At 40.9% G+C, this 26,889-nt stretch carries 30 protein-coding genes and 1 pseudogene; 19 read left to right on the forward strand and 12 right to left on the reverse strand.

Features of this window, described 5'->3' with window-relative positions:
• Positions 1–189: 189 nt before the first annotated feature.
• Positions 190–795 (reverse strand): biopolymer transporter ExbD, encoded by a 606-nt coding sequence (locus BTR_RS10280; RefSeq protein WP_012232400.1) that lies wholly within the window; start codon positions 793–795, stop codon positions 190–192.
• Positions 792–1,667 carry a MotA/TolQ/ExbB proton channel family protein gene (locus BTR_RS10285; RefSeq protein WP_012232401.1) on the reverse strand — a complete coding sequence of 292 codons (876 nt, stop codon included), beginning with the start codon at positions 1,665–1,667 and terminating at the stop codon, positions 792–794. Before BTR_RS10285 ends, BTR_RS10280 begins: the two co-directional genes overlap by 4 nt.
• Before the next feature lie 1,026 nt (positions 1,668–2,693).
• On the opposite strand from BTR_RS10285, the gene BTR_RS10295 reads away from it, so the two are divergent.
• Positions 2,694–3,032 (forward strand): ElaB/YgaM/YqjD family protein, encoded by a 339-nt coding sequence (locus tag BTR_RS10295; RefSeq protein ID WP_012232402.1) that lies wholly within the window; start codon positions 2,694–2,696, stop codon positions 3,030–3,032.
• Positions 3,033–3,035: 3 nt separating this feature from the next.
• Positions 3,036–3,479, forward strand: a complete 444-nt coding sequence (locus tag BTR_RS10300) for a hypothetical protein (RefSeq protein ID WP_012232403.1) — start codon at positions 3,036–3,038, stop codon at positions 3,477–3,479.
• A 574-nt stretch (positions 3,480–4,053) separates the two neighbouring features.
• Here the strand turns inward: BTR_RS10300 and BTR_RS10310 are convergent.
• Complete coding sequence (locus BTR_RS10310; RefSeq protein WP_012232404.1) at positions 4,054–4,608, reverse strand: nuclease; 555 nt, start codon at positions 4,606–4,608, stop codon at positions 4,054–4,056.
• Between the two features lie 323 nt (positions 4,609–4,931).
• On the opposite strand from BTR_RS10310, the gene BTR_RS10315 reads away from it, so the two are divergent.
• The 17 genes and pseudogenes from BTR_RS10315 to BTR_RS10400 all read left to right on the forward strand — a co-directional run bounded on the left by BTR_RS10315 (position 4,932) and on the right by BTR_RS10400 (position 17,097).
• A complete protein-coding gene (locus tag BTR_RS10315) occupies positions 4,932–5,282 on the forward strand; it encodes a TrbC/VirB2 family protein (protein WP_012232405.1) in 351 nt (116 codons plus the stop codon).
• 18 nt (positions 5,283–5,300) lie between these two features.
• The gene (locus BTR_RS10320) at positions 5,301–5,624 is read left to right on the forward strand and encodes a VirB3 family type IV secretion system protein (RefSeq protein WP_038474254.1); all 324 of its coding nucleotides are present in this window, start codon (positions 5,301–5,303) and stop codon (positions 5,622–5,624) included.
• Positions 5,624–7,983 (forward strand): annotated as a pseudogene (locus tag BTR_RS10325) (VirB4 family type IV secretion/conjugal transfer ATPase). Before BTR_RS10320 ends, BTR_RS10325 begins: the two are co-directional and overlap by 1 nt.
• Positions 7,980–8,708, forward strand: a complete 729-nt coding sequence (locus tag BTR_RS10330; RefSeq protein WP_012232407.1) for a type IV secretion system protein — start codon at positions 7,980–7,982, stop codon at positions 8,706–8,708. Before BTR_RS10325 ends, BTR_RS10330 begins: the two are co-directional and overlap by 4 nt.
• Positions 8,709–8,731: 23 nt before the next feature.
• Positions 8,732–8,998, forward strand: a complete 267-nt coding sequence (locus BTR_RS10335) for an EexN family lipoprotein (protein ID WP_038474257.1) — start codon at positions 8,732–8,734, stop codon at positions 8,996–8,998.
• A gap of 2 nt (positions 8,999–9,000) precedes the next feature.
• Complete coding sequence (locus BTR_RS10340) at positions 9,001–9,417, forward strand: EexN family lipoprotein (RefSeq protein WP_012232408.1); 417 nt, start codon at positions 9,001–9,003, stop codon at positions 9,415–9,417.
• Positions 9,418–9,419: 2 nt separating this feature from the next.
• Positions 9,420–9,824 carry an EexN family lipoprotein gene (locus BTR_RS10345; RefSeq protein ID WP_012232409.1) on the forward strand — a complete coding sequence of 135 codons (405 nt, stop codon included), beginning with the start codon at positions 9,420–9,422 and terminating at the stop codon, positions 9,822–9,824.
• A 26-nt stretch (positions 9,825–9,850) separates the two neighbouring features.
• Positions 9,851–10,786, forward strand: a complete 936-nt coding sequence (locus BTR_RS10350; RefSeq protein ID WP_012232410.1) for a TrbL/VirB6 family protein — start codon at positions 9,851–9,853, stop codon at positions 10,784–10,786.
• Between the two features lie 6 nt (positions 10,787–10,792).
• Positions 10,793–11,080, forward strand: coding sequence for a hypothetical protein (locus BTR_RS10355; protein WP_012232411.1), 288 nt, complete (start codon positions 10,793–10,795; stop codon positions 11,078–11,080).
• Positions 11,077–11,748 carry a VirB8 family type IV secretion system protein gene (locus tag BTR_RS10360; protein WP_012232412.1) on the forward strand — a complete coding sequence of 224 codons (672 nt, stop codon included), beginning with the start codon at positions 11,077–11,079 and terminating at the stop codon, positions 11,746–11,748. Before BTR_RS10355 ends, BTR_RS10360 begins: the two co-directional genes overlap by 4 nt.
• A 2-nt stretch (positions 11,749–11,750) precedes the next feature.
• Entirely contained in the window at positions 11,751–12,602 is an 852-nt protein-coding gene (virB9, locus tag BTR_RS10365; RefSeq protein WP_012232413.1) for a P-type conjugative transfer protein VirB9, read from the forward strand.
• Between the two features lie 46 nt (positions 12,603–12,648).
• Positions 12,649–13,836 (forward strand): type IV secretion system protein VirB10, encoded by a 1,188-nt coding sequence (virB10, locus tag BTR_RS10370; protein ID WP_012232414.1) that lies wholly within the window; start codon positions 12,649–12,651, stop codon positions 13,834–13,836.
• A gap of 63 nt (positions 13,837–13,899) precedes the next feature.
• Positions 13,900–14,952: a P-type DNA transfer ATPase VirB11 gene (virB11, locus tag BTR_RS10375; protein WP_038474261.1), complete on the forward strand. Its 1,053-nt coding sequence runs from the start codon at positions 13,900–13,902 to the stop codon at positions 14,950–14,952.
• Between the two features lie 148 nt (positions 14,953–15,100).
• The gene (locus BTR_RS10380; RefSeq protein ID WP_012232416.1) at positions 15,101–15,505 is read left to right on the forward strand and encodes an EexN family lipoprotein; all 405 of its coding nucleotides are present in this window, start codon (positions 15,101–15,103) and stop codon (positions 15,503–15,505) included.
• Between the two features lie 283 nt (positions 15,506–15,788).
• Positions 15,789–16,193 carry an EexN family lipoprotein gene (locus tag BTR_RS10390; RefSeq protein ID WP_012232417.1) on the forward strand — a complete coding sequence of 135 codons (405 nt, stop codon included), beginning with the start codon at positions 15,789–15,791 and terminating at the stop codon, positions 16,191–16,193.
• A 285-nt stretch (positions 16,194–16,478) separates the two neighbouring features.
• Positions 16,479–16,859, forward strand: a complete 381-nt coding sequence (locus BTR_RS10395) for an EexN family lipoprotein (RefSeq protein ID WP_012232418.1) — start codon at positions 16,479–16,481, stop codon at positions 16,857–16,859.
• Between the two features lie 46 nt (positions 16,860–16,905).
• Positions 16,906–17,097 (forward strand): hypothetical protein, encoded by a 192-nt coding sequence (locus BTR_RS10400; protein ID WP_038474268.1) that lies wholly within the window; start codon positions 16,906–16,908, stop codon positions 17,095–17,097.
• A 62-nt stretch (positions 17,098–17,159) separates the two neighbouring features.
• Here BTR_RS10400 and BTR_RS10405 read toward each other — a convergent pair whose 3' ends face one another.
• The 9 genes from BTR_RS10405 to BTR_RS10445 all read right to left on the reverse strand — a co-directional run bounded on the left by BTR_RS10405 (position 17,160) and on the right by BTR_RS10445 (position 26,876).
• Positions 17,160–17,753: a Fic/DOC family protein gene (locus tag BTR_RS10405; RefSeq protein WP_012232419.1), complete on the reverse strand. Its 594-nt coding sequence runs from the start codon at positions 17,751–17,753 to the stop codon at positions 17,160–17,162.
• Positions 17,740–17,928 (reverse strand): antitoxin VbhA family protein, encoded by a 189-nt coding sequence (locus BTR_RS10410; protein ID WP_012232420.1) that lies wholly within the window; start codon positions 17,926–17,928, stop codon positions 17,740–17,742. The genes BTR_RS10405 and BTR_RS10410 overlap by 14 nt, the downstream gene beginning before the upstream one ends.
• A 196-nt stretch (positions 17,929–18,124) precedes the next feature.
• The gene (locus BTR_RS10415) at positions 18,125–18,373 is read right to left on the reverse strand and encodes a HigA family addiction module antitoxin (protein WP_012232421.1); all 249 of its coding nucleotides are present in this window, start codon (positions 18,371–18,373) and stop codon (positions 18,125–18,127) included.
• 119 nt (positions 18,374–18,492) lie between these two features.
• Positions 18,493–18,687 (reverse strand): hypothetical protein, encoded by a 195-nt coding sequence (locus tag BTR_RS10420; protein ID WP_244393465.1) that lies wholly within the window; start codon positions 18,685–18,687, stop codon positions 18,493–18,495.
• A gap of 51 nt (positions 18,688–18,738) precedes the next feature.
• Positions 18,739–18,906, reverse strand: coding sequence for a hypothetical protein (locus tag BTR_RS13040; RefSeq protein WP_158305317.1), 168 nt, complete (start codon positions 18,904–18,906; stop codon positions 18,739–18,741).
• 260 nt (positions 18,907–19,166) lie between these two features.
• Positions 19,167–20,528 carry a phosphoglucosamine mutase gene (gene glmM / locus BTR_RS10430; RefSeq protein WP_012232423.1) on the reverse strand — a complete coding sequence of 454 codons (1,362 nt, stop codon included), beginning with the start codon at positions 20,526–20,528 and terminating at the stop codon, positions 19,167–19,169.
• 570 nt (positions 20,529–21,098) lie between these two features.
• Entirely contained in the window at positions 21,099–23,267 is a 2,169-nt protein-coding gene (gene ftsH / locus BTR_RS10435; RefSeq protein ID WP_012232424.1) for an ATP-dependent zinc metalloprotease FtsH, read from the reverse strand.
• Between the two features lie 114 nt (positions 23,268–23,381).
• A complete protein-coding gene (gene tilS / locus BTR_RS10440) occupies positions 23,382–24,869 on the reverse strand; it encodes a tRNA lysidine(34) synthetase TilS (protein WP_012232425.1) in 1,488 nt (495 codons plus the stop codon).
• Between the two features lie 18 nt (positions 24,870–24,887).
• A complete protein-coding gene (locus BTR_RS10445; protein ID WP_012232426.1) occupies positions 24,888–26,876 on the reverse strand; it encodes a tetratricopeptide repeat protein in 1,989 nt (662 codons plus the stop codon).
• Positions 26,877–26,889 lie beyond the last annotated feature (13 nt).

Genomic DNA, 26,889 nt, shown 5'->3' on the forward strand with positions numbered 1-26,889 from the left:
CAGTTGTTTTATACCGTACTTCTTGCAGCAATATAGCAATATTGAGAGCATTTTATAATTTGACAAGACTTAATTTTACGCTCTCCAGCGCATACGCGGTTTGATCAATCGATAACAATTCCATTATCAATTTCACTCTGTAACTTTGATGAAAGTGTTCTATTTCCTTGTTTAAAAGGCTCTTTTTTATCACGGCTCAAAAGCCATTCCAGAAGTTCCAGAAATATGAGTATTTACGGCATCGCTCATTGTTGCCGCCTCCTGCCCCACCATGTTAGCACCCGCTCCCTCAAGGGTACCGTCTGCCACAACAGGTCCATTTTTCGTATCGGCTGTTTTATGATTGCCCCCACCTCTTGCAGCAAGATTGGGAGAATTTTGTAATCCGACAAGACCAATTTTACGATATCCAGCCATTCGTATTTGGTTTAACAAATCGATGACAATACCATAATCAATTTCACTATCTGCTTTGATTAAAATTTTTGTTTCTAAATTTTGTTTGGTTTCTCTTAACAAAGTTTCTCTCAAGGCTGCTTGTTCTATAAGATGATCATCAATGTAAAGAGAATGATCTTTTTGCAAAGTGACATAAAGGGGCTCATCAGGTTGAACCACTGAAGGGACTTGCGTTATAGAAGGAAGCTGAACAGGAATGACAGATGTTGCCAGTGGCGCAGCAACCATAAAAACAATCAGCAACACCAACACAACATCAATAAAGGGAGTCACATTGATTTCGCTGTGCAACCCACTTTCATCCTCATCCCAATCATCATTAAAGCTTGCTTTCATTTTGTATGACTTTTCTGTTGTTTTTGCCGATCAAGTTCGCGGCTCAAAAGCCTTTCAAGAGCAGCAGCGATATCCCCTAAATCACTACGATAACCATTCAAAGCACGCATAAGACTATTATACATAACAACGGCGGGAATAGCTACAAAAAGCCCCATAGCCGTTGCAAATAAAGCCTCAGCAATTCCAGGAGCCACCACATCAAGTCGCGTTGTTTGCGATTGAGCAATCCCAATAAAAGAATTCATAATTCCCCACACCGTTGCAAAAAGACCAACAAAGGGTGCAATGGCACCAATGGTTGCAAGAACAGCGTTCCCATATGCAACCCGGCGTATCGCAGCCAGCAAGCAGCGCGACAAAAGCGAATGAACTCTTTCTTTTAAACCTTCATGAACATCGCGGACATAAACATCGCGAGAAGCACCTCCATATTGATCGTTTTCCTCATAAAAGAGAATATCTTCAAGCGTTTGTACACTTTTCCTTGTATTCGCTCTCTCACCAGAGCTTTCGCTTGTCCCTTCGGGAGAAGCAAAATGAACCTGTTGTGTAGAAAGATAGACCTCTTTAAGAACCTCTTTGAGAAAAAAGACCCCCGCCCCTTTGCTTTCTTTCAAGCTCGCAGCCAAACGCGTAAGAGTCTGAGCATTAAGAACCAATCGGAGTTCATGACGCACGCGTCGTTTTGCCAAAGTGATCTCAATAATTTTCACAAAAGCAATTGTCCAAGACACAAGAGAAGCAAGCAACAAAAGAATGATAACAGCTTTCACCACCCAATCAGCAGCCATAAACATAGAAAAAGGAGAAAAATCATGCACTGCCAATACAGCAGAACTATTCTCTAAAGGGACTGTTTCAGATTCCATTTCTCTCTCACACTCTTGTGATCTTAATCTTCTTTATACACTGGACCGTCATCCCGCATAGCATTACTGTTCCACAATGCCATTTCCCTTCAACGTCACTTTCGCATTCCTCTTAAGAAAGAAAACTTGATAAATCAAGTATAGTTTTCTTCCCTAAATTCTCTTTTATCCTAAAGAAACTCTTCAACAAATTTATCTTACTCACTCAATTTACGCTGTAAATTTGGCAAAATGATAAATGTATCAGAAATATCCCATATAATATTTTAATTTTTAAAAATAACACATTGACTTATAAGAATAATTTATCATAACGCCTCTTGAATGATCCTCTTATATCGCACGCTTTTCTCATTTCAACGGCTCTTGAATAAACCCAACAAAACATTTCCTTATACGAAATAATTTGTATGAAATAAGCAGCAAAGATGGAATACTTGAAGAAAAAGATATTCACCTCTTAAAAAAAATCAATTCTCTGAAATCTCCTTTTTACAATTAAAAAGGTGCCATAAGTCATTAAAAAGGACGGTCGCGCTCTTTTAAACAGACAAAGAATACAATGCGGAGTGTTCATTTAGCCCCTCAAATGCATAAGAGAAAAGAACAGGCTATATTATTTTTCTTCTCTGCTTCAAAAGTATAAAAACGGCATACCTCCTCTTGCAAAATTTTTCCTGCAAAATCGCCATCACCATATTTTTCCCTGTCACACGTCTTTAAAAAACAAGTTTCAACATACTCAAAAAAAAAACTGCACCACGAGAAACTGAAGAATGAAGTCAATTTCAACAGAGAGGTTTCCTTACCGACAGCGCCTAATCTTATCAGCCAAATTACATCTTATAGACGGCATTATAGGCGAGATTTATTTTATCAAAAACAATTTTAAATTCGACAAAATGAAGGGAACCAAAAAAAACTTTGGACGTTACCCAAGCAGTAAAAATTTTCACTCCAATGCAAATGATTACGATGAACACACCAACACAAATATAAAATAGATTAAGAGAGGGAAAAAACATCATGGCCAATAATAAAACACCACAAAAAAATAAAACCGCCGCAGAAAAAGACCTACAAAACGAGCTCCAGGGACAACTAGAAACGTTACGTCATGAAATTTCAGGGATGACCTCAACACTGACAGATCTTGGTGCAAAAAAACTCAATGCAGCCAAAGACAAAGCGGAAAAACTGTATCACTCAGCGAAAGAAAGCAGTGAAGACATCATGTCCCAAGCAAAAGACAAAATCAGTGATCTTGAACAAACCATGAACCAATGCGTTCGCAAAAATCCTGGCAAAAGCGTTTTGTTTGCTGCAGGGGTTGGTTTTATTCTTTCTCAATTACTGCGTCGTTAAACAATGCATAAATTTATCGCTCCTCTTTTAAACCATCTTGTCGGTGGAGGGCTTAAAAGCACGGTTAAGCAAGTGCGCCTTCAAGCCATTTGCTGCGGATTGATTGGCATTTCATTTTTTATGGCTTTGCTTTTTTTATGTATTATTGGTTTTCTTGCGTTATGTACTATTGTAAAGCCTCTTACCGCCGCCAGTATCCTGTTTTTAATTTGGCTTTTTCTTGGAGGGTTAGCGTTTATGATCAACCGATTTCTTAAGGCTTATCAACGCTATGACCAACAAAAAAAGACCGAAGAACAACGCCACAAGCTGATGACAGATGCGACGATTTCCAGCCTAGCTGTTCTCAGTCAACATATCCCTTTTGCCAAATTGGGTGTCCCCATTCTGGGACTAGCAACATATTTTCTGTGGAAAAAAGATAAAAAAGACCGCTTTTCAGACTAAAATATGCAAAGCTATCGTTCTATCCCCCCCCGGGTGTTTTCTTTCCTTCGAGAGAGAAAACACCCTTTTGTTTTCCAAGTCTTTTTAGCGTCTTCAAGCTTTTGAGAAGAAATTCCCTTCATTTTAGCTCAAAATTCCATAGAACCTCTAAAATCCCTTTCGCATTGCGCACCCTATTTTTCAAACATAGCAACATGAGGCAATGCTTGCGTTAAAAATTCTGGTTTGTTTTGCAATTGGTTGTTTTTTGAAAAAGGTCTGTTTTTGCCTTTCTCTACACACTTTCATCAGCCCTTTTACCGCGACCCAAGCGAAGAGCCTTTCATTTAAAAAAAGCGAAAATGAGGCATAAGAAGGGAACGCACTCCCATATAGCGCTGTAGTGAACAACCCATACATGTAAGCGAGCTTTAAACACAATAATTTTCCAAACACAATAATTTTTCATGACGAGAGTTGTCCACTAAGACCTATGGGGCTTGTGGTCAACTTTTACCTGATAAGGCTCGTTGTGGAATATTGTCTTCATTTTTAAACAGCACCAAAGAAGGCGCTTTATCCGTTATGGTCAATATCAATTATGATCAATGGGATTATAACTCCCGTGATCTCTTCGCCAATCTTCTGGTTGTTGAAATTGGCTTGACCACAAGCCATTTTGTGCTTTTTGAGCGGTCAATTGTAAATTTTTATAGTCTGCTGGAGATGGAAAATTATGCTGATCTTTTGTCAAAACCATCAACCCTTCTGCAAGCCCCAAGCGTGCAAGATCAACGCCATCCACAAAACATTGAGCATAATGAATTTGTTTAATGACACGGGATTGCCGACAGGTAACATTTTTGTCGATTGTTTTTGAGACAAGCCACGCCGTAACAAAAGCACCACAGGGCCACTTAATCCCATTGCGTGAGGCAAATTGACGCATTTCACAAGTTTCCACACCATATAAGCGGATATCACGAATAATCCTCTTTCTCCATCCATCATCCACGGGCGTGATCATTTTAAAGGTCACACCACTTGTGACCTGAATAGCACCCGAATAAATGGGGACATTTTCTTCATAAAATTGTGATACCAATGGTTCTTGGTTCAACACCACGTTTTGTTTGTTTACATAATCCATCAACTTTGACTTTGGATTTTGAACGGATTTTTCTATTCTCTTTTTTGGTACTTTAAAAAAGCTGTTTGAATAAATTTTTCGGCATTTTTACTTAAATAAAATAGTCAAAACAAAATAATAATACAAATTAAGACAATATATTCAAACACTAATCGAACATTTTAAAAAGTATCATTTTGAATATTATTTATATTATTGTTTATTAAATCATAAAATAATTAAATATTGGTAATTTAAATATTTTTTTCATTTTATATGAGACATTGTTAATATTTTAAATATTAATTTAATAATCAACTATTTAAATAGCGTGGGGGTTTTTCATGAAAAACATGAATAATTCGTTCAGTTGTGGACACACTTTACAAAAAGGTATTTTATCTAATCCTCAAAAGAAATGGTTAACAACAGTATTAATGCTGTTTGTTGCCTTCATTGCACTTAGTGAGCCAGCATTTGCAGATGGCGGCTTCGGAAAAATTGAAAGTGCTCTTCAAAAAATAATCTCAGCCTTAACAGGACCAATTGCAAAATCAATTGCAACCATTGCGATTGCCGGTATTGGGATTGCCTGGATTGCTGGTTATGTTGAAATGCGTAAAGCTTTTTTTGTTTGTGTTGGCATCGGCATTATTTTTGGTGCACCACAGATCGCAGCAATGTTTTCTAGTTAAACTTTGTCTGTCAAAGCCATGAAAGAGCACGGCAAGCTAACAGAAGATACGTTGTTTCTTGCTTGCACGCGCCCTGCAATGATTGCAGGCGTGACGGTGGAAGCTATGGGATTAAATGCGATAGGAGCGATGATATTGTTTATTATGACAGGCAATATTTTTCTTGTAACCATTGGTATTGCCATGCATTTCATATTCAAAGAAATCCTAAAGCATGATCACAACAAATTTCGTATTCTTCTGACATGGCAAAAGACAACTATTTTTGCCAGAAATTCTAGTCTATGGGGTGGGGGAAGTGTTTCTCCATTACGATTAATTCGTAATTATGAGGAATTATAATGAATGCTGCTCAATGCAAACGTGAAAAGCAGCCAGAGGCGATCATTCCTTATGTGCGCCATGTTAACAAGCATATCATTGCGCTGGATTCACGAGCTCTTATGTCCGTTATTGCGCTTGAAGGTCTTAACTTTGAGACAGCAGATATTATTGATCTGAATGTGCTACACGAACAGCTGAATAATCTGTTTAAAAACATTGCTGATGAACGGATAGCGCTTTATAGCCATATTATCAGGAAGCGTGAAACGGTTTATCCGGATGGCACTTTTAGATCAGCATTTGCGAAGCAATTAGATGATAAATATCGCGAACGGATGGTTTCTCAGGAGCTTTATCGCAATGATCTCTATCTTTCAATTTTGTGGAATCCTCACGTTGATAAAACGGATAAATTAGCGGAATTTTTCAAACGTTTAGGAAAAGCCAAGCAAGAAAAAACGGAAGTTGATGAAGAATCCATTCGCAAGCTTGAAGATATTACGGCAGATGTAATTCAAAATTTAGAGCGTTATGGCGCAAGAAGATTGAGTCTTTATGAACATGAAGGCAATATTTATTCGCAGCAAAGTGAGTTTATCCATCAATTGGTTGGGGGTCGTCGTGAACGAGTTCCTCTCACATGGGGGACGATAGCTTCGACGGTTTACTCAGACCGCATTATTTTTGGGAAAGAGATCATCGAAATACGCACTGAAGCAGGACGTCGGTTTGCGGGGATGTTTGGTTGGAAAGAATATCCAGCAAAAACGAGAGTCGGCATGGCGGATGGTCTGTTGACGCTTCCCTTTGAGTTTATTTTCACCCAATCATTTGTTTTCAAGAGCAAAAATGTTGCCAAGCAGATTATGGGACGCAAACAAAACCAAATGGTCAATGCGGGAGACCGTGCGGGCTCACAAATTATGGAACTGGATGATGCGCTTGATGATCTTGAATCGAATCGTTTTGTTTTAGGGGAGCATCATTTATCGTTGGCAGTTTTTGCGGATGCCCCGCAAGAGTTAGCGGATAATCTTGCCAAAGCACGTTCTCAGCTCACAAATGGTGGAGCTGTGATTGCACGGGAAGATTTAGGGTTAGCGGCAACTTGGTGGGCACAATTGCCTGGCAATTATGCGTATCGCACGCGTTCTGGTGCGATAACAAGCCGCAATTATGCAGCGCTTTCTCCATTTCATTCTTTTCCGGTTGGCAAAATAGATGGCAATGTATGGGGACCCGCGGTAGCCTTGATGAAGACCTCTGCTGGTTCACCATTTTATTTTAATTTTCACTTTGGTGATTTAGGCAATACGTTTGTTTGTGGTCCCTCTGGTTCTGGGAAAACGGTTATTGTTAATTTTTTACTAGCACAACTTCAAAAGCATGATCCCAATATGGTCTTTTTTGATAAGGATCGTGGTGCGGAACTTTTTGTCAGAGCGGGTGGCGGCACCTATATGCCTTTGAAAAATGGAAAACCCACAGGCATAGCACCGCTAAAAGGCTTAGACTATAACAATCCAGCAGATAGAGTCTTTTTGCGGCAATGGATTATCAAGCTTGTTTCTTCTGAAGATCAAAAGATCAGTGAAGCGGAAAGACAAGATATCACGGCCGCTGTTGACCAGCTTGCTCTATTGCCAAAAGAACAACGGACGATATCCGCCTTACAAATGTTTTTTGATACCACGCATAGAGAAGGAATAGCGGGACGATTAGAGAGATGGTGTAAAGGCAATGCCTTGGGGTGGGTTTTTGACAATCCGGATGATGACATAGGCATTGATGCCAAATTTATTGGTTATGATATGACGGATTTTTTGGACAATGTGAAATTCGTCCACCATTAATGATGTATTTATTTCATAGGATTCTGTCTCTGATTGACGGGCGTCGTATTATCATTGTCATTGATGAGTTTTGGAAAGCGCTAGAGGATGATTCCTTTAAAGCCTTTGCGCAAGACAGGCTAAAGACCATTCGTAAACAGAATGGTTTGATGTTATTTGCCACGCAATCACCCAAAGATGCGATTAATTCGACGATAGCGCACACCATTATAGAGCAATGTCCCACTCAGATTTATTTTCCCAATCAAAAGGGCAACCACTCGGATTATGTAGAGGGTTTTAAATTATCTGACAGAGAGTTTAACCTAATACAAGCAGAATTAAGCCGGGAGTCACGGCGTTTTCTCATCAAGCAGGGGCAAAGTTCTGTTGTAGCAGAACTCAATTTACGGGGCTTTGATGATGAAATAGCCATTTTAAGTGGCACCACCAAGAATATTGAACTTTTAGAGACCATTATGGAAGAAGTTGGCAAATCTCCAGAAAAATGGCTCCCCATTTTCCAAGAAAGGTCAAAACAATGAAAAAACTTTTATTGGCAACAGTCTTCTGCGCAATTTCTTTTGAACCTCAAGCAAATGCCTTTGGAGTGGGCGAGATGGTATTTGACCCTACAGCTGTGGCAAAATTGGCTGATCAGTTAAAACAAGGCGCAGACCAACTCAATCAACTAAAAAGTCAACTAAACCAAATGAAAGAATTATATAGCTCTTTAAATGCCAAACCTGATATCTCGGCATTAAAAAACCTGTTTAACCAGCAAGGGAGCAATGGCGCTCTGCCTTCTGACTTTAATAACTTTCAACAATCGATGGGCAGCGGTGGCGGTGGCGGGAGCAGCAGCAAAAACGCACAAAAATGGCAAGAAGAGCTTAAATACAAAGAGCCCTCAGGCGGAGCAGGATCAAAAGAGGCGGTAGATGCTTTTTACGCAGAGGAAGTAAAAAGAGCTGAACAGCGCGTAGTAGGACAAGCAGCAAAAGGCCAAGATGTCTACGAAGAAGCCAGTGAAACACAAAAAGAGATTAACAAGCTTCTCGATGAACTTGGAAGTACTGAAGAGGCTGGTAAAATTCAAGGTATTCAAGCAAAACTAGAAGCAATACAAGCAGGCCTCCAAACAAAAGTTCTCCAAATGCAAGCCGCCGCCATGATTCAACAAGCAGAAGAAAAAGCGGCAGAAAGACGTGAAATGGAAGAATTTAAAGCACGAACTAAAGCTTTAGCCCAAAAAATGCGTGGTCAATAAAGGATAAAAAGAGGGGCTTGAACATGAACAAGATCATCATAACAACATTGCTACTTTGCACAGGGCTTATGGCTGCTGGCTGTGAAAAAACCTACAGCGTAGAAGAATTAAAAAAAGACAAAAAACTGATGGAAGAAGTACTCGTGAAATGTTTGACATCAGGGGATCTTAAATCGAAAAATTGTAAAAACGCAGAGCAAGCTGAATTTGAAACCCGTAAGAAATGGGGAGGTTTTGGCTCTACAAATGATGAGCAGCAAAAATCTGAAAAACAAGGGGACAGTCATTAATCATGAATAAAATCATCATACTAGCATTACTACTTTGCACTGGAATTATCGCTGCTGGCTGTGAAAAAACCTATAGCGTCGCTGAATTTAAAAAAGATAAAAAATTGATGGAAGAGTGGAATGCTAAATGTGGATTTGCAGGAACTTCAAAAAATTGTGAAAACCTAAGGTTAGCACAACTTGAACTTGAAAAGGAATATGAAGCAAAAGCGGAAGAAAGAGCGCGTGAACGCGAAGAAGAAAACCGTAAAGCGATGGAAGAATATCGAGCCGAACTACGAGCTAGACATGAAAAATGGAAAATTGATTTTGAAAAAAGGAAAGCTGAAATAGAAAAAAAAGAAGCCGAAGAAAAAGCAAAAGAACAAGCCGAACAAGAAGCGAAAGAGCGCGCTGAAAAACAAGGGGACAGTCATTAATCATGAACAAGATCATCATAACAACATTGCTACTTGGCACAGGGCTCATCACAGCTGGATGTGAAAAAACCTATAGCGTCGCTGAATTTAAAAAAGATGAAAAATTACGCTTCGAGTGGGATGCGAAATGTGGATTTGCAGGAACTTCAAAAAATTGTGAAAACATGCGGTTAGCATTTTTAGAACTTCAAAAAGAATATGAAGCACAAGAAGCAGAAAGAGAACGTGAAAATGATGAACGTTATCGTAAAGCAATGGACAAAGCTAAAGCTGAAATGGAAGCCGATCTTGCAAAAATGAGAGAAGAGAATAAAAAATTCCGAGCTGAACAAGAAGCGAAAGAGCGTGCTGAGGAAGAAAGAAGAGCAAAAGAGCGCGCGGCAGAAGAACAACAAAATAACCATTAAGACACAATGAAGAGCGGAGCATCTCAATGGCAGTAGACAGCAAAGGCATATTCACTGATATAGATAATATGTTGATGAAACCACTTACAGATACAATGGATAAAACCATTAACCATCTTTCATCAAGCTTAGGTGCTCCGCTTAAGCTATCTTGTACGCTTTACATTATATTCATGGGCTACAATATCATCTATGGGCGCTCTTCCATGCCCTTATGGGAATTTATAGTGACAACTTTCAAACTCGGCATCGTTGTTTCACTTGCCACAAAGGCTGCTCTTTATAATGAGTGGGTCAGTGGTATATTTTTCCATGATCTGCCAAATGCCATTGCAAACGTCACACAAGGAGCACATGTGGATCGAAATGTATGGGATAATATGATAGGCAAAGCTGGAGCACAGGTTTTGGACGCAGCAAACAAGTACACAGGTCTGACTCAAATGGGGATGTTTATTGCGACATGGATTGCTGGTTTTATCTGCCTAGTTATTTCTGCCTTTTTTTGTCTAGTCGGTTTTGTTGTTTCATTATTTGCTAAATTGGGTTTGTTTCTTGTCCTATCAATAGGACCACTCTTCATAAGCCTCTATATGTTTTCCTCAACCAGAAAATTCACAGAAGCATGGTTAGGGCAAGTTGCAAACTTCATCATTTTATATGTGTTAGTCGTGCTGCTTGGTGGTTTATATGTCAAGATTTCAATGACCGTTTTTTCAGAAGGTGTTGACAATATCTTCACTACTTTAATTCAGTTCTTGGTTGTTGGTATTGGGGGTATTTTTCTTTTCCTCAGACTCCCTGATATCGCATCAGCTTTAGCCTCTGGGGGGGCTTCTCTTACAGGCTCATGGCCAGTTGCTAAAACAACGGCTCAACTAACAGATAAAGCTGCTAAAGCTACAACCAACATGATAGCGAAGGGTATAAAAAAATTAGCATCACTATTAGCAAAGGTCTAAGTTAAAATGCGGGAATTTAAAAAAATCGGGGTCATCTTGCCATTTCTTTTTCTCAGTGGCTGTATGTCATCACCAAACACGCTGAAGTCACTGCCAAAATGTGATGGATATTCTAAACGTCCACTCAACCGATCCATGTGGAATTGGGAAGGGAAAAAACCAACGTCCACGCCCATTATCATCAGTAACAACACCCCCTCCCCTCAAAAAGAGGGAAAGCTAGAAACGCTGCTGGCACAAAAACCAACGGATGAGGAAATGAAATCCTATAAAAATTGCGGGCAAAAAGCATGAAACAAAAAGACATCGAACAATATATTGCTGAGGCGCGCTCTTTTGACCAAGACCGCATGCTCGCCTCACGCCGCACCACCCGCGCTTCTCTCGCTATCGCTGCGATATCCGTTATCGTCGCGCTTATCTCCTCACTCGCGGTCATCACCCTCACACCGCTTAAAACCGTAGAGCCTTTTGTCATCCGTGTGGACAATTCAACCGGTATCACAGAAGTCGTGGAAGCCTTAAAAGAAGGTCCCACAAACGTTGATGAAGCCATCACACGCTATTTTGCCGCAAAATATGTACGCTGCCGTGAAGGCTTTGCCGTAGAAGAAGTACAACACAATTTCCAAACCGTCTCTCTGCTCTCTTCTCCTGAAGAACAAGAAAGATTTGCCAGCTGGTACGGCGCAAGAAATCCACAAAGTCCTCAAATTCTCTATAAACACGCCAGTGTCACCGTCACGATAAAATCAATCTCCTTTATCAATCAAGATGTTGCTCAAGTGCGTTACTACAGAACAATCCATGACAATGAAAACAACAAAGAATTCATTACCCACTGGGTTGCAACGCTCACCTTTGAATATATCAATGCCCCTATCTCTGTCCAAAACCGTTTGATAAATCCTCTTGGGTTTATTGTTAATGAATATAGAACTGATCCGGAAGTGGTCAACTGATCATGACAAAAAAAATTCTTTTTCTCATTCTAAGCCTCCTCGCCCTTTCTCCTACACCTTGGAGCAACGCCAGTGTTTTTCCCACCCGCGCGCCAAGCGACAGCCGTATTCGCTTTATCAATTATGATGCTTATAATGTCACAAAAATTATTGGCTCCATCCGCTCATCCGTACAAATAGAATTTTCTGCCAATGAAGAAATCGCGCATGTTGCCATTGGCAACAGCGTTGCATGGGAAGTAGCACCAGCGGGTAATATTCTGTTCCTCAAAGCACGAGAAGTCCAACCCATTACCAATCTCCAAGTCGTCACCACAAAACTTGATGGCTCAAAACGTTCCTATCAATTTGAACTCATGGTCAAAGATGGAGAAATTTCCTCTGGACAAGAAACCTATTTCCTTGTGAAATTTCGCTACCCCCAAGAAGAAGCAGAACAAAGAAGACTCGCCGCCCTTCTGCGCCAAGAAAAAAAACAAGCCCAGCAGATTGACGGTGCCTTCAACGCTTATGAAACCTACGGACCACGCAATTGGGCTTACACCGCGCAAGGATCAAGCATCCTTGAACCCGCCGCTGTTTATGACAATGGAAAAACCACAACATTTTCTTTTCTAGGCAACCAAGAAATCCCTGCCGTTTATATTGTAGGCAGTGATGGAACAGAATCGCTCGTGCCAAAAACCACAAGAGGCAACATGGTTATTGTCCATGCCATTAGTGCCAGATTCACCCTAAGACAGGGAAAAAATGTCCTATGCATCTTTAACGAAGCCTATCAACCAAAAGGCATCAATCCAGATACCGGAACCACCTCACCATCTGTTGAACGTAAAGTCGCATCAGATCTTTAAACATCTTTAAATTTTAAATAAAGCGGGAATTCAAAGGGGACAACATATGAGTGATAAAACCACCATAGAAGATCGAGGATCAATAGGGGATAAACGCAACAATATCTCACAAAGCCTTGGCAAAAAAATAGTTGTTGCCATCGCCTGTATAGGAGTCTGCGCCTACGTGGTCTGGAACATTCTCTCATCTCCCACAGAACAAAAAGAAACCGCAAAAGCACATAAAAAACAAGCACAAAACTTTCATAATTCCCTCGCGCCTTTAGAACTCGCCCCCGCTGATCCGCGCGCAAAAATGGCGCCCATAACCCTCCCCCCCCCACAACCACTCGCACCAGAACCCAAAAAAGATGATCCCTTACTTGATGCCGCAAGACGCGCCCCTGTTCTTGCTTTTGCCAAAGGCTCTAAGTCTCAATTAAAAGACATCGTCAACACAACTCTCAACCCCCTTGATAAATTCAATGCCCTTGAAAACCTCGCCAAGATGAATACGCAAAATTCTTCTGCCCTTCAAGACACACAAAATTTTGCCACCCTTTTACAACCTACCAAAACAGAAGAAGCCAAAGCAAAACTCATCGGCAATAGAAACTTTATCATCGCTATGGGAACTTCTATCCCCTGTATCTTAGAAACCGCCTTAAACAGTGACCAACCAGGCTTTGCCAGCTGCATTATTAACCGCGATATCCTCTCTGACAATGGTCGCGTTGTGTTACTTGATAAAGGAACCCAAGTGATTGGCGAATACCGCGGAGGGATCAAACAAGGTCAATCCCGCCTCTTCGTCCTCTGGACCAGAGCAAAAACCCCAACCGGTGTCATCATCCCCCTTGCCTCACCCGCAACCGACAGTTTAGGGCGAGCCGGTTTTGATGGCAACATCAACACCCATTGGTGGGAACGCTTTGGCTCCTCCCTTTTGCTAACCGTTATTGATGGTGCCACAACCACCCTAACAAATAAAATAGCAGGCAAGTCCAATAAAGGCGGTTCAAACAACTCTGGAGGTGGCGGTTTTGAAGGCGCAAACAACACCGGAAAAGAAGCTGCCAGTATTGCCCTTGAAAATCAAATCAATATCCCCCCTACCTTAGAAAAATTTCAAGGCGAACTGGTCAACATTTTCGTCGCAAAAGATCTCGATTTTTCCTCCGTTTATAAATTAACAATCACAAGAAAAAAGAGAAACACTTTCTCGCGCTCTACCCCCAGCTATTCCTTTTTTTAATTCTCACATTCACCAAACCCCATAAAGTAAAGTTAAACCCCATAAAGTGAATAAAGCCATATTATGCCAACAGCAAAAAATGCAGAACGCGCCTCCATCGTTTTAACAAAATTAAAGATCTTAGATGACTTCCTCAATAATGAAAATTTATTTGAAATTGTTGTCAATCGCCCTGGCGAAGTAATTGTCGAAGGTCCAAATGGTTGGCAAACCCACACCATACAAGAACTCACCTACAGCGAGCTAGAAGGCATTGCAAAAGTTGTTGCTGCCTACACAACACAGAAGATTAGTGTAGAAAACCCTGTTCTCTCCGCAACACTTCCCAATAACGAACGCATACAAATTGTCATGCCCCCTGCTGTTGCCCCCAACACCATCAGCATGACCATTCGCAAACCCTCATCACGCACTTTTTCCCTTGAAAGTTTAAACGAAAACCAGTTGTTCTCTGTCACACAAAGCGTCAGTTTCACCCCCCTTAAACAAATGAAACAACGAGAAAATGAACTCTCCGATACAGAAAAAGAACTAACAGATCTCTTTATCGCCAAAAACTTTTGTAAATTTTTAGAACGCGCCGTTATCACTCAACAAAACATCTTAATATCTGGAAAAACCGGTTCTGGAAAAACAACCCTCTCCAAAGCTTTAATTGCCAAAATCCCTGACTATGAACGCATTCTCACCATTGAAGACACCCCAGAACTGGTCGTTCCCCATTCCAACAAAGTGCAACTTTTTTATTCAAAAGATAACCAAGGCTTAGCAAAAGCAGGCGCAAAAGAACTGCTTGAATCGGGCTTGCGCATGCGCCCCGATAGAATCCTTCTACAAGAGCTGCGTGATGGTACAGCCTTTTACTATATCCGTAATGTCAACTCCGGTCACCCCGGCTCTATCACCACGGTGCACGCTTCAACAGCCCTTGCAGCCTTTGAACAAATGACTCTCCTTGTCAAAGAAAGTGACGGTGGGGGGAATTTAGCACGCGATGATATCCGCGGCTTATTAATCTCTATGATAGATGTCATCATCCAATGCAAACGTTTGGAAGGCAAATTTCGTGTAACAGAAATCTATTACGACCCCTTCAAACGCCGAGATGCTTTTTAAAAAAAATGCAAAATCAAGTCAATAAACATGAAAAAGAAGCTGAAAAGCAACTAAACTATAGGCAAAGATATCTCTCACAACATGCTATCTGCGCTCTAGATTTATCATCACTGGTTATAAAAACTGAAAGGAAAAAGGGGAAATATTGATGAATAAAGTTCTCATAACAACATTGCTACTTGGCACAGGGCTCATCACAGCTGGATGTGAAAAAACCTATAGCGTCGCAGAATTTAAAAAAGATGAAAAATTACGCCTAGAGTGGGATGCTAGATGTGGATTTGCAGGAACTTCAAAAAATTGTGAAAACCTAAGATTAGCACAACTTGAACTTGAAAAGGAATATGAAGCAAAAGCGGAAGAAAGAAGTCGTAAAGCTAAAGAGAGTTTTCAAAAAATGGTTAGAGATTCCGAAGCTAAAATGAAGGCTAGACTTGAAAAAATGGATACTGAAAATAAAAAAATACTCGAAAAACAAAGAGCAAAAGAGCGTGCTGAGGAAGAACAAGAAGCAAAAGAGCGCGCGGCAGAAGAACAGCAGAATAATAATTAAGACACAATGAAGAGCGGAGCATCTCAATGGCTGTAGAAAGCAAAGGCATATTCACTAAGATAGACAATATGTTGACGGATCCCCTCACAGAGATAACGGATAACATCTATTGCCCTTTAGATGCTCAACTTAAAGAGCTTTATGCACTATATATTACATTTATGGCAACAATATGTCTGTGCCCTAGATTTATCATCACTGGTTATAAACAACCGATAACCTAGCATAATTTAAAAATTATGCTCAAACCTTGTAAAACTGAAAGGAAAAAGGGGAAATATTGATGAATAAAGTTCTCATAACAACATTGCTACTTGGCACTGGACTTATCGCTGCTGGCTGTGAAAAAACCTATAGCGTCGCAGAATTTAAAAAAGATGAAAAATTACGCTTCGAGTGGGATGCGAAATGTGGATTTGCAGGAACTTCAAAAAATTGTGAAAACATGCGGTTAGCATTTTTAGAACTTCAGAAAGAATATGAAGCAAAAGAAGCAGAAAGAAGTCGTAAAATTGCAGAAGAAAATCGCAAAAGATATGAAGAATTTATGGCGAAACAAAAAGCCAGAATTAAAAAAATGAGAGAAGAGAATCAAAAATTCCTTGCTGAACAAAGAGCAAAACGACGTGCTGAGGAAGAACGAAGAGCAAAAGAGCGCGCGGAAGAAGAACAACAGAATAATAATTAAGACATAATGAAGAGCGGAGCATCTCAATGGCAGTAGAAAGTAAAGGCATATTCACTAGGATAGACAATATGTTGATGGAACCCCTTACAGAGATAACGGATAACATCCATTGCCCTTTAGCTGCTCAACTTAAAGAGCTCTATGCACTATATATTACATTTATGGCAAGATTATGTCGCTGCCCTAGATTTATCATCACTGGTTGTGAAACAACCTATAACACAAGCATAATTTAAACATTGTGCTCAAACCTTGTAAAACTGAAAGGAAAAAGGGGAAATATCGATGAATAAAGTTCTCATAACAACATTGCTACTTGGCACAGGACTTATCGCTGCTGGCTGTGAAAAAACCTATAGCGTTGCAGAATTTAAAAAAGATAAAAAATTGATGGAAGAGTGGAATGCTAAATGTGGATTCGCAGGAACAGCCAAAAATTGTGAAAACTTAAGATTAGCGCAGCTTGAACTTCAAAAGGAATATGAAGCAAAAGCGGAAGAGAGACAGCGTAAAGCCGCAGAAGACTTGGATAAAAGATTAAAGGCACGTAGGGATAAAGAACACGCTGAATATGTAAAATGGAAAGCTGAATTTGAAGCAAAACAACGAGCTAAAGCTGAAAAAGAAGCGAAAGAAAAAGCTGAACAGAAACAGGGTAGTGATTGAATCACAAGCGTTCATACTTAGAAAAATTAGATAAAACGGACATGCAATGGCATTTGAAAATTTACATATTTTTACCACTATAGATACAAATTTAGTTCATTCCATTACAAAAATAATGGATAAAACCATTTCCAATCTTGCAGCGTCTTTAGCTACTCCGCTTAAAGCATCTTGTACAATCTATATTGCATTTATGGGGTACAATATCATCTCTGGGCGTTATTCTATCCCCTTATAGGACTTTTTAACAACAGCTTTCAAACTTGGCATCATTGTTGTACGCACCACAAACGCCGCTGCTTATAAGAGATTGAGGTTTTGACGAATAAGTACAGACAAGTGTTCAGAATTCCCAAAATGGGCTGCAATTGATGCCTTTGTCATTTCCTCTCGCGTGATACCGTCCCAGTTGATATTATAACCAGCTTCACGAGCAAGTTGCCCCATAAATTCACGCAACGTGCGCCCATTTCCCTCTCGAAAGGGATGCAAGGCATTCAACTCTCCCATGTAATATCCTGCTCTTTGGCTAAATTCATCTGCATCAAGACCACGCAGATACTGTTCTTTTGCAAGCTGTTGCGTAATCTTCGGTGTATAACTTTCAATCTGATGATAACTCGCAAACATACTATTGCCTTTGGCAATATCTATTGAACGGATCTCTCCCGCCCATTCATAGACGTCACCAAACAGTTTTCTATGAATCTCTTTCATGTGATCGAGATCAAACTTACCACCCGTAGCAGCACGCATAAGTTCAAAAGACCTTACATAAGCGAAAGTAGATTCTACACGCTCCAGTGCGGTTTTATCCTGAATTTCAAACCGATTATACATCACACCAGTTTTAGGATCAGTATAAGGATCACCGCCCCCTTTATATTTCTCCACGTTTTATCCGTTCCATAAGATCCTTGATTACATCACTTGTTTCAAGTTCTCCAATAATAACCCGCTCCATTTGCTCCACGACTTTTGGATCTGGTTCCAACCCCTCTAAACGTTGACTTGCTAATGCATTTTTAGCAGCAAAGCGACGTCGCTTAATTTCGTCTTCACTCAACATATAAAATCCTCCTTTAGCTTATCTTCATCATGGCTCGAATAAGCCGCTGACACAAGACTTTATTCCTTGCTTTACCGTGTCACATCTTTTGATTTTATACGCTCTATCTCGCGTTATTTTGCTCTCCCCAATATCTCTGTTGCAAAAATTTAACAGCCGTTTGAAACTCTTTTATGCAATCTTTATCATGAGACTGTTATTGAGAAATTTCTTTTGATAAATCATAATTTGTTTGCACTGCAAGCCACATACGTGCTGTGCTTACACCAGCCATTTCAAGCCTAATAGCAAGATGAGCACTCATAGCGGCTTTTCCATTTAAAACTCTAGAAAGTGTTCCACAAGATACACCAAGCCACTCTGCTGCTTCATTAATTGATAAACCAAGCTCTTTGATCACATCTTCACGCAATAACTCACCGGGATGTGAAGGATTCTTCATCATTGTTTAGATCTCCTTTTTGATGATAATCTAGATAATCAACTATTTAGACATCGACGCCATCAAAACGAAATATTACACGACTCTTTCCATTGACAATAACTGACCAATAATTCTTGAGATCACTTTTTAGCAGATACAATCAAAAGGACGCATAACTTTAAATCTTTTGGTGCTACATCTCCTTCAAGAGCACCTAAATCGGCATGGGCGGCTCTAATCCCTTTAGTCGTACCAGTATTATAGAAGGCTTCAATCCTTTTATGTTTAAATCCTAAAATCCTATAGCGTGTAACACGACAAGATACAAAAAACATTTATTATTTTTATATCACATGGCTTTTTTTACTTTATAAACATTAGAATTATCATGAAAAAAATTTATCCTTCTCATCTTTGTATTTTTCAAGGGCAGCACCCACGCGTGTATCATGATGAGTAATCGCATCCATCAACTCTGTCACAACCGTATCCAACACCTCTCGTGCATCCCCTTCCGCCATAAGGCGAACCAACACACTTGCAAAACAGATCACATCCTCCGTTAAAAATCTTGAGTCAATGATACCACACATTGCCGCAAAAAAACTTAAGAACTCTTCTCCCCCACTTAAAAGACCCCTTCTAGAACATATCTGCCAAGATCTTCTCCTACCCCCCTCAACCATCATAGAAAACATCGCCAAAGGCTACCCACTTCCCCCAACGAATATTCCTTCAATAAATCATCTTAGCAGCTTCCTTTTATTTTTCAAAAGATGACCTGATCGCTTACCCTCAAAAAATTCAAGATTCCTCAAATACAGTCCACGCGTGTATCATGATGAGTAATCACATCCATCAACTCTGTGACGACCGTATCCAACACTTCTCGTGCATCGCCTTCAGCCATAAGGCGGATAACGGGTTCAGTTCCAGAAGCACGAATAACCAACCGTGCCTCTTTTCCCAACCGCTTCTCTGCTTGATCAATAGCCGTTTTGACGGGATTTTTTTTCAAAACATTTTTATTTTTAATCGTTACATTTTTTAAAATTTGCGGTACAGGTTCAAACCGTTGACACAATTGGCTCATAGGATTTTGACTTTCCTTCATACAAGCTAAAATCTGCAGAGCTGCCACCAACCCATCACCCGTTGTTCCAAAATCACTAAGCACAATATGCCCCGAAGCCTCACCTCCAACATTATATCCCTTTTGGCGCATGGCATCGACAACATAACGATCTCCAACTTTTGTCCTGATAAGGTCTAACCCTTTGCCGTTCAAAAACCGCTCCAGTCCCAGATTGGACATAATCGTTGTGACAACCCCATTGCACCGCAATCGTCCCATTTTATGCCAATTTTCAGCAATCACAGCAATCAACTGATCCCCATCAACCGTTTGTGCTTTTTCATCAACAATGAGAACACGATCACCATCTCCATCAAGAGCAATGCCTACATCAGCACGCACTTCATGCACTTTGCGTTTTAAAGAGCTTAAATCGGTTGAGCCACATTTTTGATTAATATTGGTCCCATTGGGTTCATCATGAATAGCAAAAACCTCAGCTCCTAATTCCCATAAAGCCCGGGGGGCGGCTTTATAAGCAGCCCCATTGGCACAATCCACAACAATACGCACAGCATCTAAGCGAACATCACGGGGCAATGTTCGTTTGGCATATTCAATATAACGATAAATATCCCCCTCGACCCGTTTTGCAGAACCAATTTCGGCAGAACTTGCTAAAGATTTGGAAAGATCTGTATCGATCAATTGTTCAATTTTTGCTTCCATATCATCTGAAAGTTTAAAACCATCAGGACCAAAAAGTTTAATTCCATTATCATAGAAAGGATTATGAGAAGCAGAAATCATCACCCCAAGATCCGCGCGCAAAGAGCGGCAAAGCATTGCAACAGCAGGTGTTGGGACTGGTCCTAATAAAAAAACGTCCATCCCCGCAGCAGTCAATCCTGAAACCAAAGCATTTTCCAACATATAGCCAGATAACCGCGTATCCTTGCCAATCACCACACGACGCGATTGATGTTGTGAACGGAACAAAACCCCTACAGCCATCCCCACCTTCATGGCAAAATCCGGTGTCATGGGAAATGAATTGGCTTTCCCCCGAATTCCATCTGTACCAAAATATTTTTGCACCATGCCTCTTTCCTTTATACTTCTTCCCTTGACTTTTCTCTAAAATTCTAACAGCCCCATTGGTACAATAGTCCCCCTTACCCTATACCCCTCACCCTATAAATGAAACCATTGGACTCACCCCTCATCTTTTTAGATGATAAAAAAATCTTCTTCACCATCTACACACCAAATCACTCTCAACCAAAGGATAATTTCACGCCCTCAGTCCAAATCGGCAAGGCAACCCATCGCCTAACCTCACGCCCTTGACCCAAATCCGCAAGGCAACAAATCACCTAACCTCATACCCTTGACCCAAATCCGCAAGAGAACCCATCGCCTAACCTCATACCCTTGACCCAAATTCGCAAGGCAACCCATCACCTAACCTCATACCCTTGACCCAAATTCGCAAGGCAACAAATCACCTTATCCCTTGCTAAACCATCATAATACAACGGCTTTGCTTAATTTTTTCCTTCCATATTTTGGCAAAGATCACATCAAAGGCGCAAGCAATGCTCGCGCCCTTCTCAAAGAATTCAAAATTTTTCCCAAAACATAGTCCCTCAAGCAATCTTAAAAAGGATTTTATTTTCCTTTATCAGATCCCGCAGGTTTTGACTTTTTTTCAGCACTGCTTTTACTGTGAGAGTGATTGACTGATTTTGTAGTATCTTTTGCACCTTGTGCCTTTTTCTCCGCTTCATCCGATTGCGCTCTTTTAGACTCAGTATTCTTGGAGTGAGTACCACTGGATTTTACTGTTTTCTTCCCAACAACGCCCTCTGCCTTGCCTGCCTCACCTTTAACGGCCTCTTCTTTATGGGACACTGTGTTAGGTGTTATTTTAGCATCTTTTTCATCGACCACAGAGTCCCCTACCTTCACGGTTCCAGTTTTTGGAACAGAAGAAGTCCGCGGTGCAGCACCCTCATCTTTCTGTGTGCGTGAAGGAGGCTTTCCTGCAATGACCTCGTTAATTTCAGCACCGGTTAAAGTTTCATATTCCAACAAGCCTTGTGCTAAAGCAAACCATTCTTTTCTTTTTGTTTTCAAAATATTGGTCGCACTTTTATAAGCATCATCAATAAGCTTACGCACTTCCATATCAATCATGCGCGCTGTTTCTTCAGAGACATTTTGTGTTCGCGCAACAGAATGCCCTAAAAAGACCTCATCTTGGTTATCGCCATAAGCGACATTTCCAAGCAGATCAGAAAATCCCCACCGTGTGATCATTGCGCGGGCTAATTTAGTTGCTTGTTCAATATCAGAAGAAGCCCCCGATGTGATATTTTCCTTTCCAAACTTCAATTCTTCAGCCACACGCCCGCCCATCATGATAGCCAAACGCGAAATCATCCACCGATAACTCATGGAATAGCGATCACCTTCAGGCAATTGCATCACCATTCCCAATGCCCTTCCCCTTGGAACAATGGTTGCTTTGTGGACAGGATCAGCAACCGGCACATTGAGCGCTACGATAGCATGTCCTGCTTCGTGGTAAGCAGTAAGTTCTTTTTCCTCTTGTGTCATAGCGGTTGAACGGCGTTCAGCCCCCATCATCACCTTATCTTTTGCGTCTTCGAATTCTTGCATTGTCACGACTCTTTTATTACGGCTTGCAGCCATAAGAGCAGCTTCATTGACAAGATTCATCAAGTCCGCACCGGAAAATCCTGGTGTTCCCCTTGCCAAAATTTTTAAGTCAACATTCGGGGCTAAAGGCACATTGCGCACATGCACTTTCAAGATTTGTTCACGCCCAGAAACATCAGGGTTTGGCACAACAACTTGTCGGTCAAAACGCCCTGGTCTCAATAAAGCAGGATCAAGCACATCAGGGCGATTTGTTGCAGCAATAAGAATAATACTTTCATTGGGCTCAAACCCATCCATTTCGACAAGCAATTGATTTAAGGTCTGCTCGCGTTCATCATTTCCACCACCAAGTCCAGCCCCCCGATGACGTCCAACCGCATCAATTTCATCGATAAAGATAATACAAGGGGCATTTTTTTTAGCCTGTTCAAACATATCACGCACACGGCTCGCCCCAACACCAACAAACATTTCAACAAAATCAGATCCTGAAATAGTAAAGAATGGCACATTGGCTTCACCCGCTACAGAGCGCGCTAACAAAGTTTTACCGGTTCCTGGAGGACCAACAAGCAAAACACCGCGAGGAATACGCCCCCCTAAACGTTGAAATTTTTGTGGTTCGCGTAAAAATTCAACAATTTCTTGGAGATCTTGTTTTGCTTCTTCAACGCCTGCAACATCTTTAAAGGTAACACGTCCTTGCGCTTCATTAAGCAATCTTGCTTTTGATTTGCCAAATCCCATTGCACCGCGTGATCCATTTTGCATTTGTCGCATAAAAAAGACCCACGCCCCAACAATAATAATAACAGGCAACAAAGAAAAAAGAAGATTGAGGAAGATACTATTTCCAGAGCTTTCAGGAATAGCTTTAACATTCACGTTTTTGCTTTCCAATTTTTGTATCAAACCTGGATCACGTGGTGCAAAAGTTGAAATAGTTCTGTGTTCGGCAGTTTGTCCTGTTAACTTTTGACCTTGAATGGTCACCGATTTTAGCTCATTATTCTCAACCTTTTGCAAAAATTCAGAATAGGAGACTTCTCCACCACCAGAACGTTGACTATCTCCATTAAAAATAGAAAACGATATAATCAAAATCAAGGCAATAACTCCCCAAATGAGGAGAGAGCGGTAATTGGAATTCATATTCAGCCCACTTAATCAAATATATATTTCAAACAGTTCCTCTTAACATATAACCTTGTCATCCCCTTGCCAAGGGATGAGAGGCGGTTTATTCTCTTTTAGAGTCATTTTTCTTTATCTTTTCACCTCAAGATTAAAAAAAGGTTCAACAACATTCACTAGCGCAGCATCTTCGCGTGAGGAAAGCCAATCGAAAGGCGCCATAATTCGCTTGATAATAACATTTTTATGAATAATTGCTTGAGAAATCAACTCTGGAATATCACACCCTTTATCATTTGAAAGCATCAGCAATGATTGTAAGGAAGGAAAATGAGGCTTTTCAAGATTAGAATTGCTATTTTGTAATAAAGATTTCAGCTGTTCTAAATTTGCCACTCCAACCTTTATAGCCTCAGATCCATGATTTGTAATGCGATAACGCCCATCCCATAGAAGAGTTTCATCGGGCTCCACAAGAGCCTCTTTCATATTTCGCCTTTCACGCCACAAAGCAATACCCTCTTTATTATATTCAATAACACAGCCCGCACATGTAAAACGCCGCTTTTCTGGAGAATTGAGACAGAGTTTTTGCACAAGCATGCTTAATTTTTGATTAGAAAGCAAATAAAATCCCCCTCCCATCAACACAGCAAACAGCCCGACAACAAAAGGGAAACAGGAATGTTTCTGTAAAAATGGTGCAGGTTTTACGATGAAACAACGTCCATATTGAACCGTAATATCCAGAGCTAAAATCAAATCAGCAATATTTTGTGCTTGTTGACGACGCTGCCATGCCGCTTTATTTATTTTTTGAGCAATATTAACAAGCTTTTGTGAAGAAAGAGATTGGCGCACACGCACACGTTCAAAATTGCGATCTTCGTTTGTGGGATCATCAATCCATGTTTTTCCTTGTAAGCGTAAATAGTTCCGTAATGTTTGGCGTTGTACGCCAAGAAGCGGTCGAATCAAGCGCACTTTTCTATGCAACAATGCCTCACGCGGAATACAGGATAAGCCACGCTCATAGAGAACCCCATAGCTTTTTTCGGCAATATTTTTTCTCGTTTCTCTGACATAATCTTCATCACGCCTAGCACCAGCTTTATCGCGCAGTGCTCCGGCAAAACCGCTTGCAGCCCCCCCATCACACATAGCACCAACTTCATCGCGCAACGCACCTCTCCTCTTTTGAAGACGTTGACACCGCATTTGATAGGTTTCAACCTGATCATTGAGTGTATGTCCCGTCATAATAAGGGATGCACCTTGTTTTTGCGCTTCCTGAACCAAGAGATCATAGCGTGCAATACGAGCGCTGAAAGCAAGATGCGTCTTTGGTTTTTTGCCTTCCCACCGCACAGTGATATGTTTAATGTGATGATCACGACAAATTTCCGCAACAATTTCTGCTTCACGCGCGGATTCTTTACGCAGTTGATGATCAACAGTGACAGCAATTATTTCCGGAGGAATTAAGAGCGTTTCCAAATATTCTTTGACCAAAAACATCAAAGCCAAAGAATCACTTCCCCCAGAGACGGCAAGAATCACTCGTCGACACGGAATAAAATCCGATGTTTTAAAGAGATTTCTTGCCAGTCTAACGCACACCCAAAACGACCTCGCTGCTTATTTTGCGGGTTTACAAAATACAGACTCTAACATTTGATGACGTTTTTTGTTTTTTGCAAAAAGAGCACAATCCTCTTTATTTACCTCAAGAGCAACCATACTTCTTGCTAATTTCAACAAAATCTCGGAGGTATAGAGCTTCTTTTTATCGGCATACCATGCGGTAAGATAAACCTGTGCTGCTTCATGATAGCGTTTTTGCCCCAACAACGATTCAGCCAACCAAAATAAAGCATCATCACTCAAAGGATCTTTTTTGTAACGATTTTGAAAAGTGCAAAAGCTTTTTTCAGCATCAACATAGTTAGCAGAACGAATAAAATCATACCCTTCCTTATACAAAGTTTTGGAAGAAGCAAGAGTGTCACTCTTATGTGCTTCACTATGAGCATTTACGTCACGCACTTTTTTTAAAATCTCCCCTGTTGCCACTGCATCATGGTCTTTCACATCAGCAATCTTTGTCTGATCACCCACACTCAGCTCCTGCACCCTCTCTTCTTTTACAGTCTGAGATTGTTTATCTAACGCAGCATTTTCAATGGAACAAGAATAAACAGAAGAGTCTTTTTTATCAAAAAGCCGGTGAAACTGCTTTTTAACATTTTGCAAATTGTTATGCTCAAGCACCATCCGTATTTTATGCAAAAGCTTATCTAAATCATAATCTTTAAATAACGCCTGCTGATTCTCTAAAATAATCCCTTGATGCTCTGCAACATTTGAAGCTTTCTTAATGGCATCAGAAGCCGCTTTATCAACAGCTTCAGAGGCTTTCTCTACCGCATCAGATACCTTATCAGCAGTTTCAGTCGCTTTTTCCGCCGTATCAGTAATAGCTTTATCAGCAACATCAGAAGCTTTCTTCACCGCATCAGATGCCTTATCAGCAGCCTCAGTGGCTTTTCCCACCGTATCAGTAGCAGTTTTATCAGCAACACCAGAAGCTTTTTCCACCGTATCAGCAGCCGCTTTCTCAGCAACACCAGAGGCTTTCTTCACCGCATCAGTAGCAGCTTTATCAGCAACACCAGAGGCTTTCTTCACCGCATCAGTAGCAGCTTTATCAGCAACACCAGAGGCTTTCTTCACCGCATCAGATGCCTTATCAGCAGCCTCAGTGGCTTTTCCCACCGTATCAGTAGCAGTTTTATCAGCAACACCAGAAGCTTTTTCCACCGTATCAGCAGCCGCTTTCTCAGCAACACCAGAGGCTTTCTTCACCGCATCAGATGCCTTATTGACAGCTTCAGTGGCTTTTCCCACCGTATCAGTAGCCGCTTTCTCAACAGTATTAGGTGCTTTCTTCACCGCATCAGATGCCTTATCAGCAGCCTCAGTGGCTTTTCCCACCGTATCAGTAGCAGCTTTCTCAGCAACACCAGAGGCTTTCTTCACCGCATCAGATGCCTTATCGGCAGCCTCAGTGGCTTTTCCCACCGTATCAATAGCAGCTTTCTCAACAGCATCAGGGACTTTCTTCACCGCATCAGATGCCTTATCGGCAGCCTCAGTGGCTTTTTCCACCGTATCAATAGCCGCTTTCTCAACAGTATTAGGAGCTTTCTTCACTGCATCAGATGCCTTATTGACAGCTTCAGTGGCTTTTCCCACCGTATCAGTAGCAGTTTTATCAACAGTATTAGGGGCTTTCTTCACCGCATCAGATGCCTTATCAGCAGCCTCAGTGGCTTTTCCCACCGTATCAATAGCCGCTTTCTCAACAGCATTAGGAGCTTTCTTCACTGCATCAGATGCCTTATCGGCAGCTTCAGTGGCTTTTTCTACCTTCTCAGTAGCCGCTTTCTCAGCAACATCAGAAGCTTTTTTCACCGCATCGGAATCTTTATCGGCAGCATCAACTTTATCCGTATCATGTGCTGGATATTCAGAAGCCTTTCGTGCTGCACTTTCAGCAAATGAAGCAGAGCAAGCTACGAAAACCGCCATATAAAAGAGTGTTTTCCAATTGATTTTACGATACATTATTTTCTCCCCT

This window comes from Bartonella tribocorum CIP 105476 (assembly GCF_000196435.1).
Taxonomy (GTDB): Bacteria; Pseudomonadota; Alphaproteobacteria; order Rhizobiales; family Rhizobiaceae; genus Bartonella; species Bartonella tribocorum.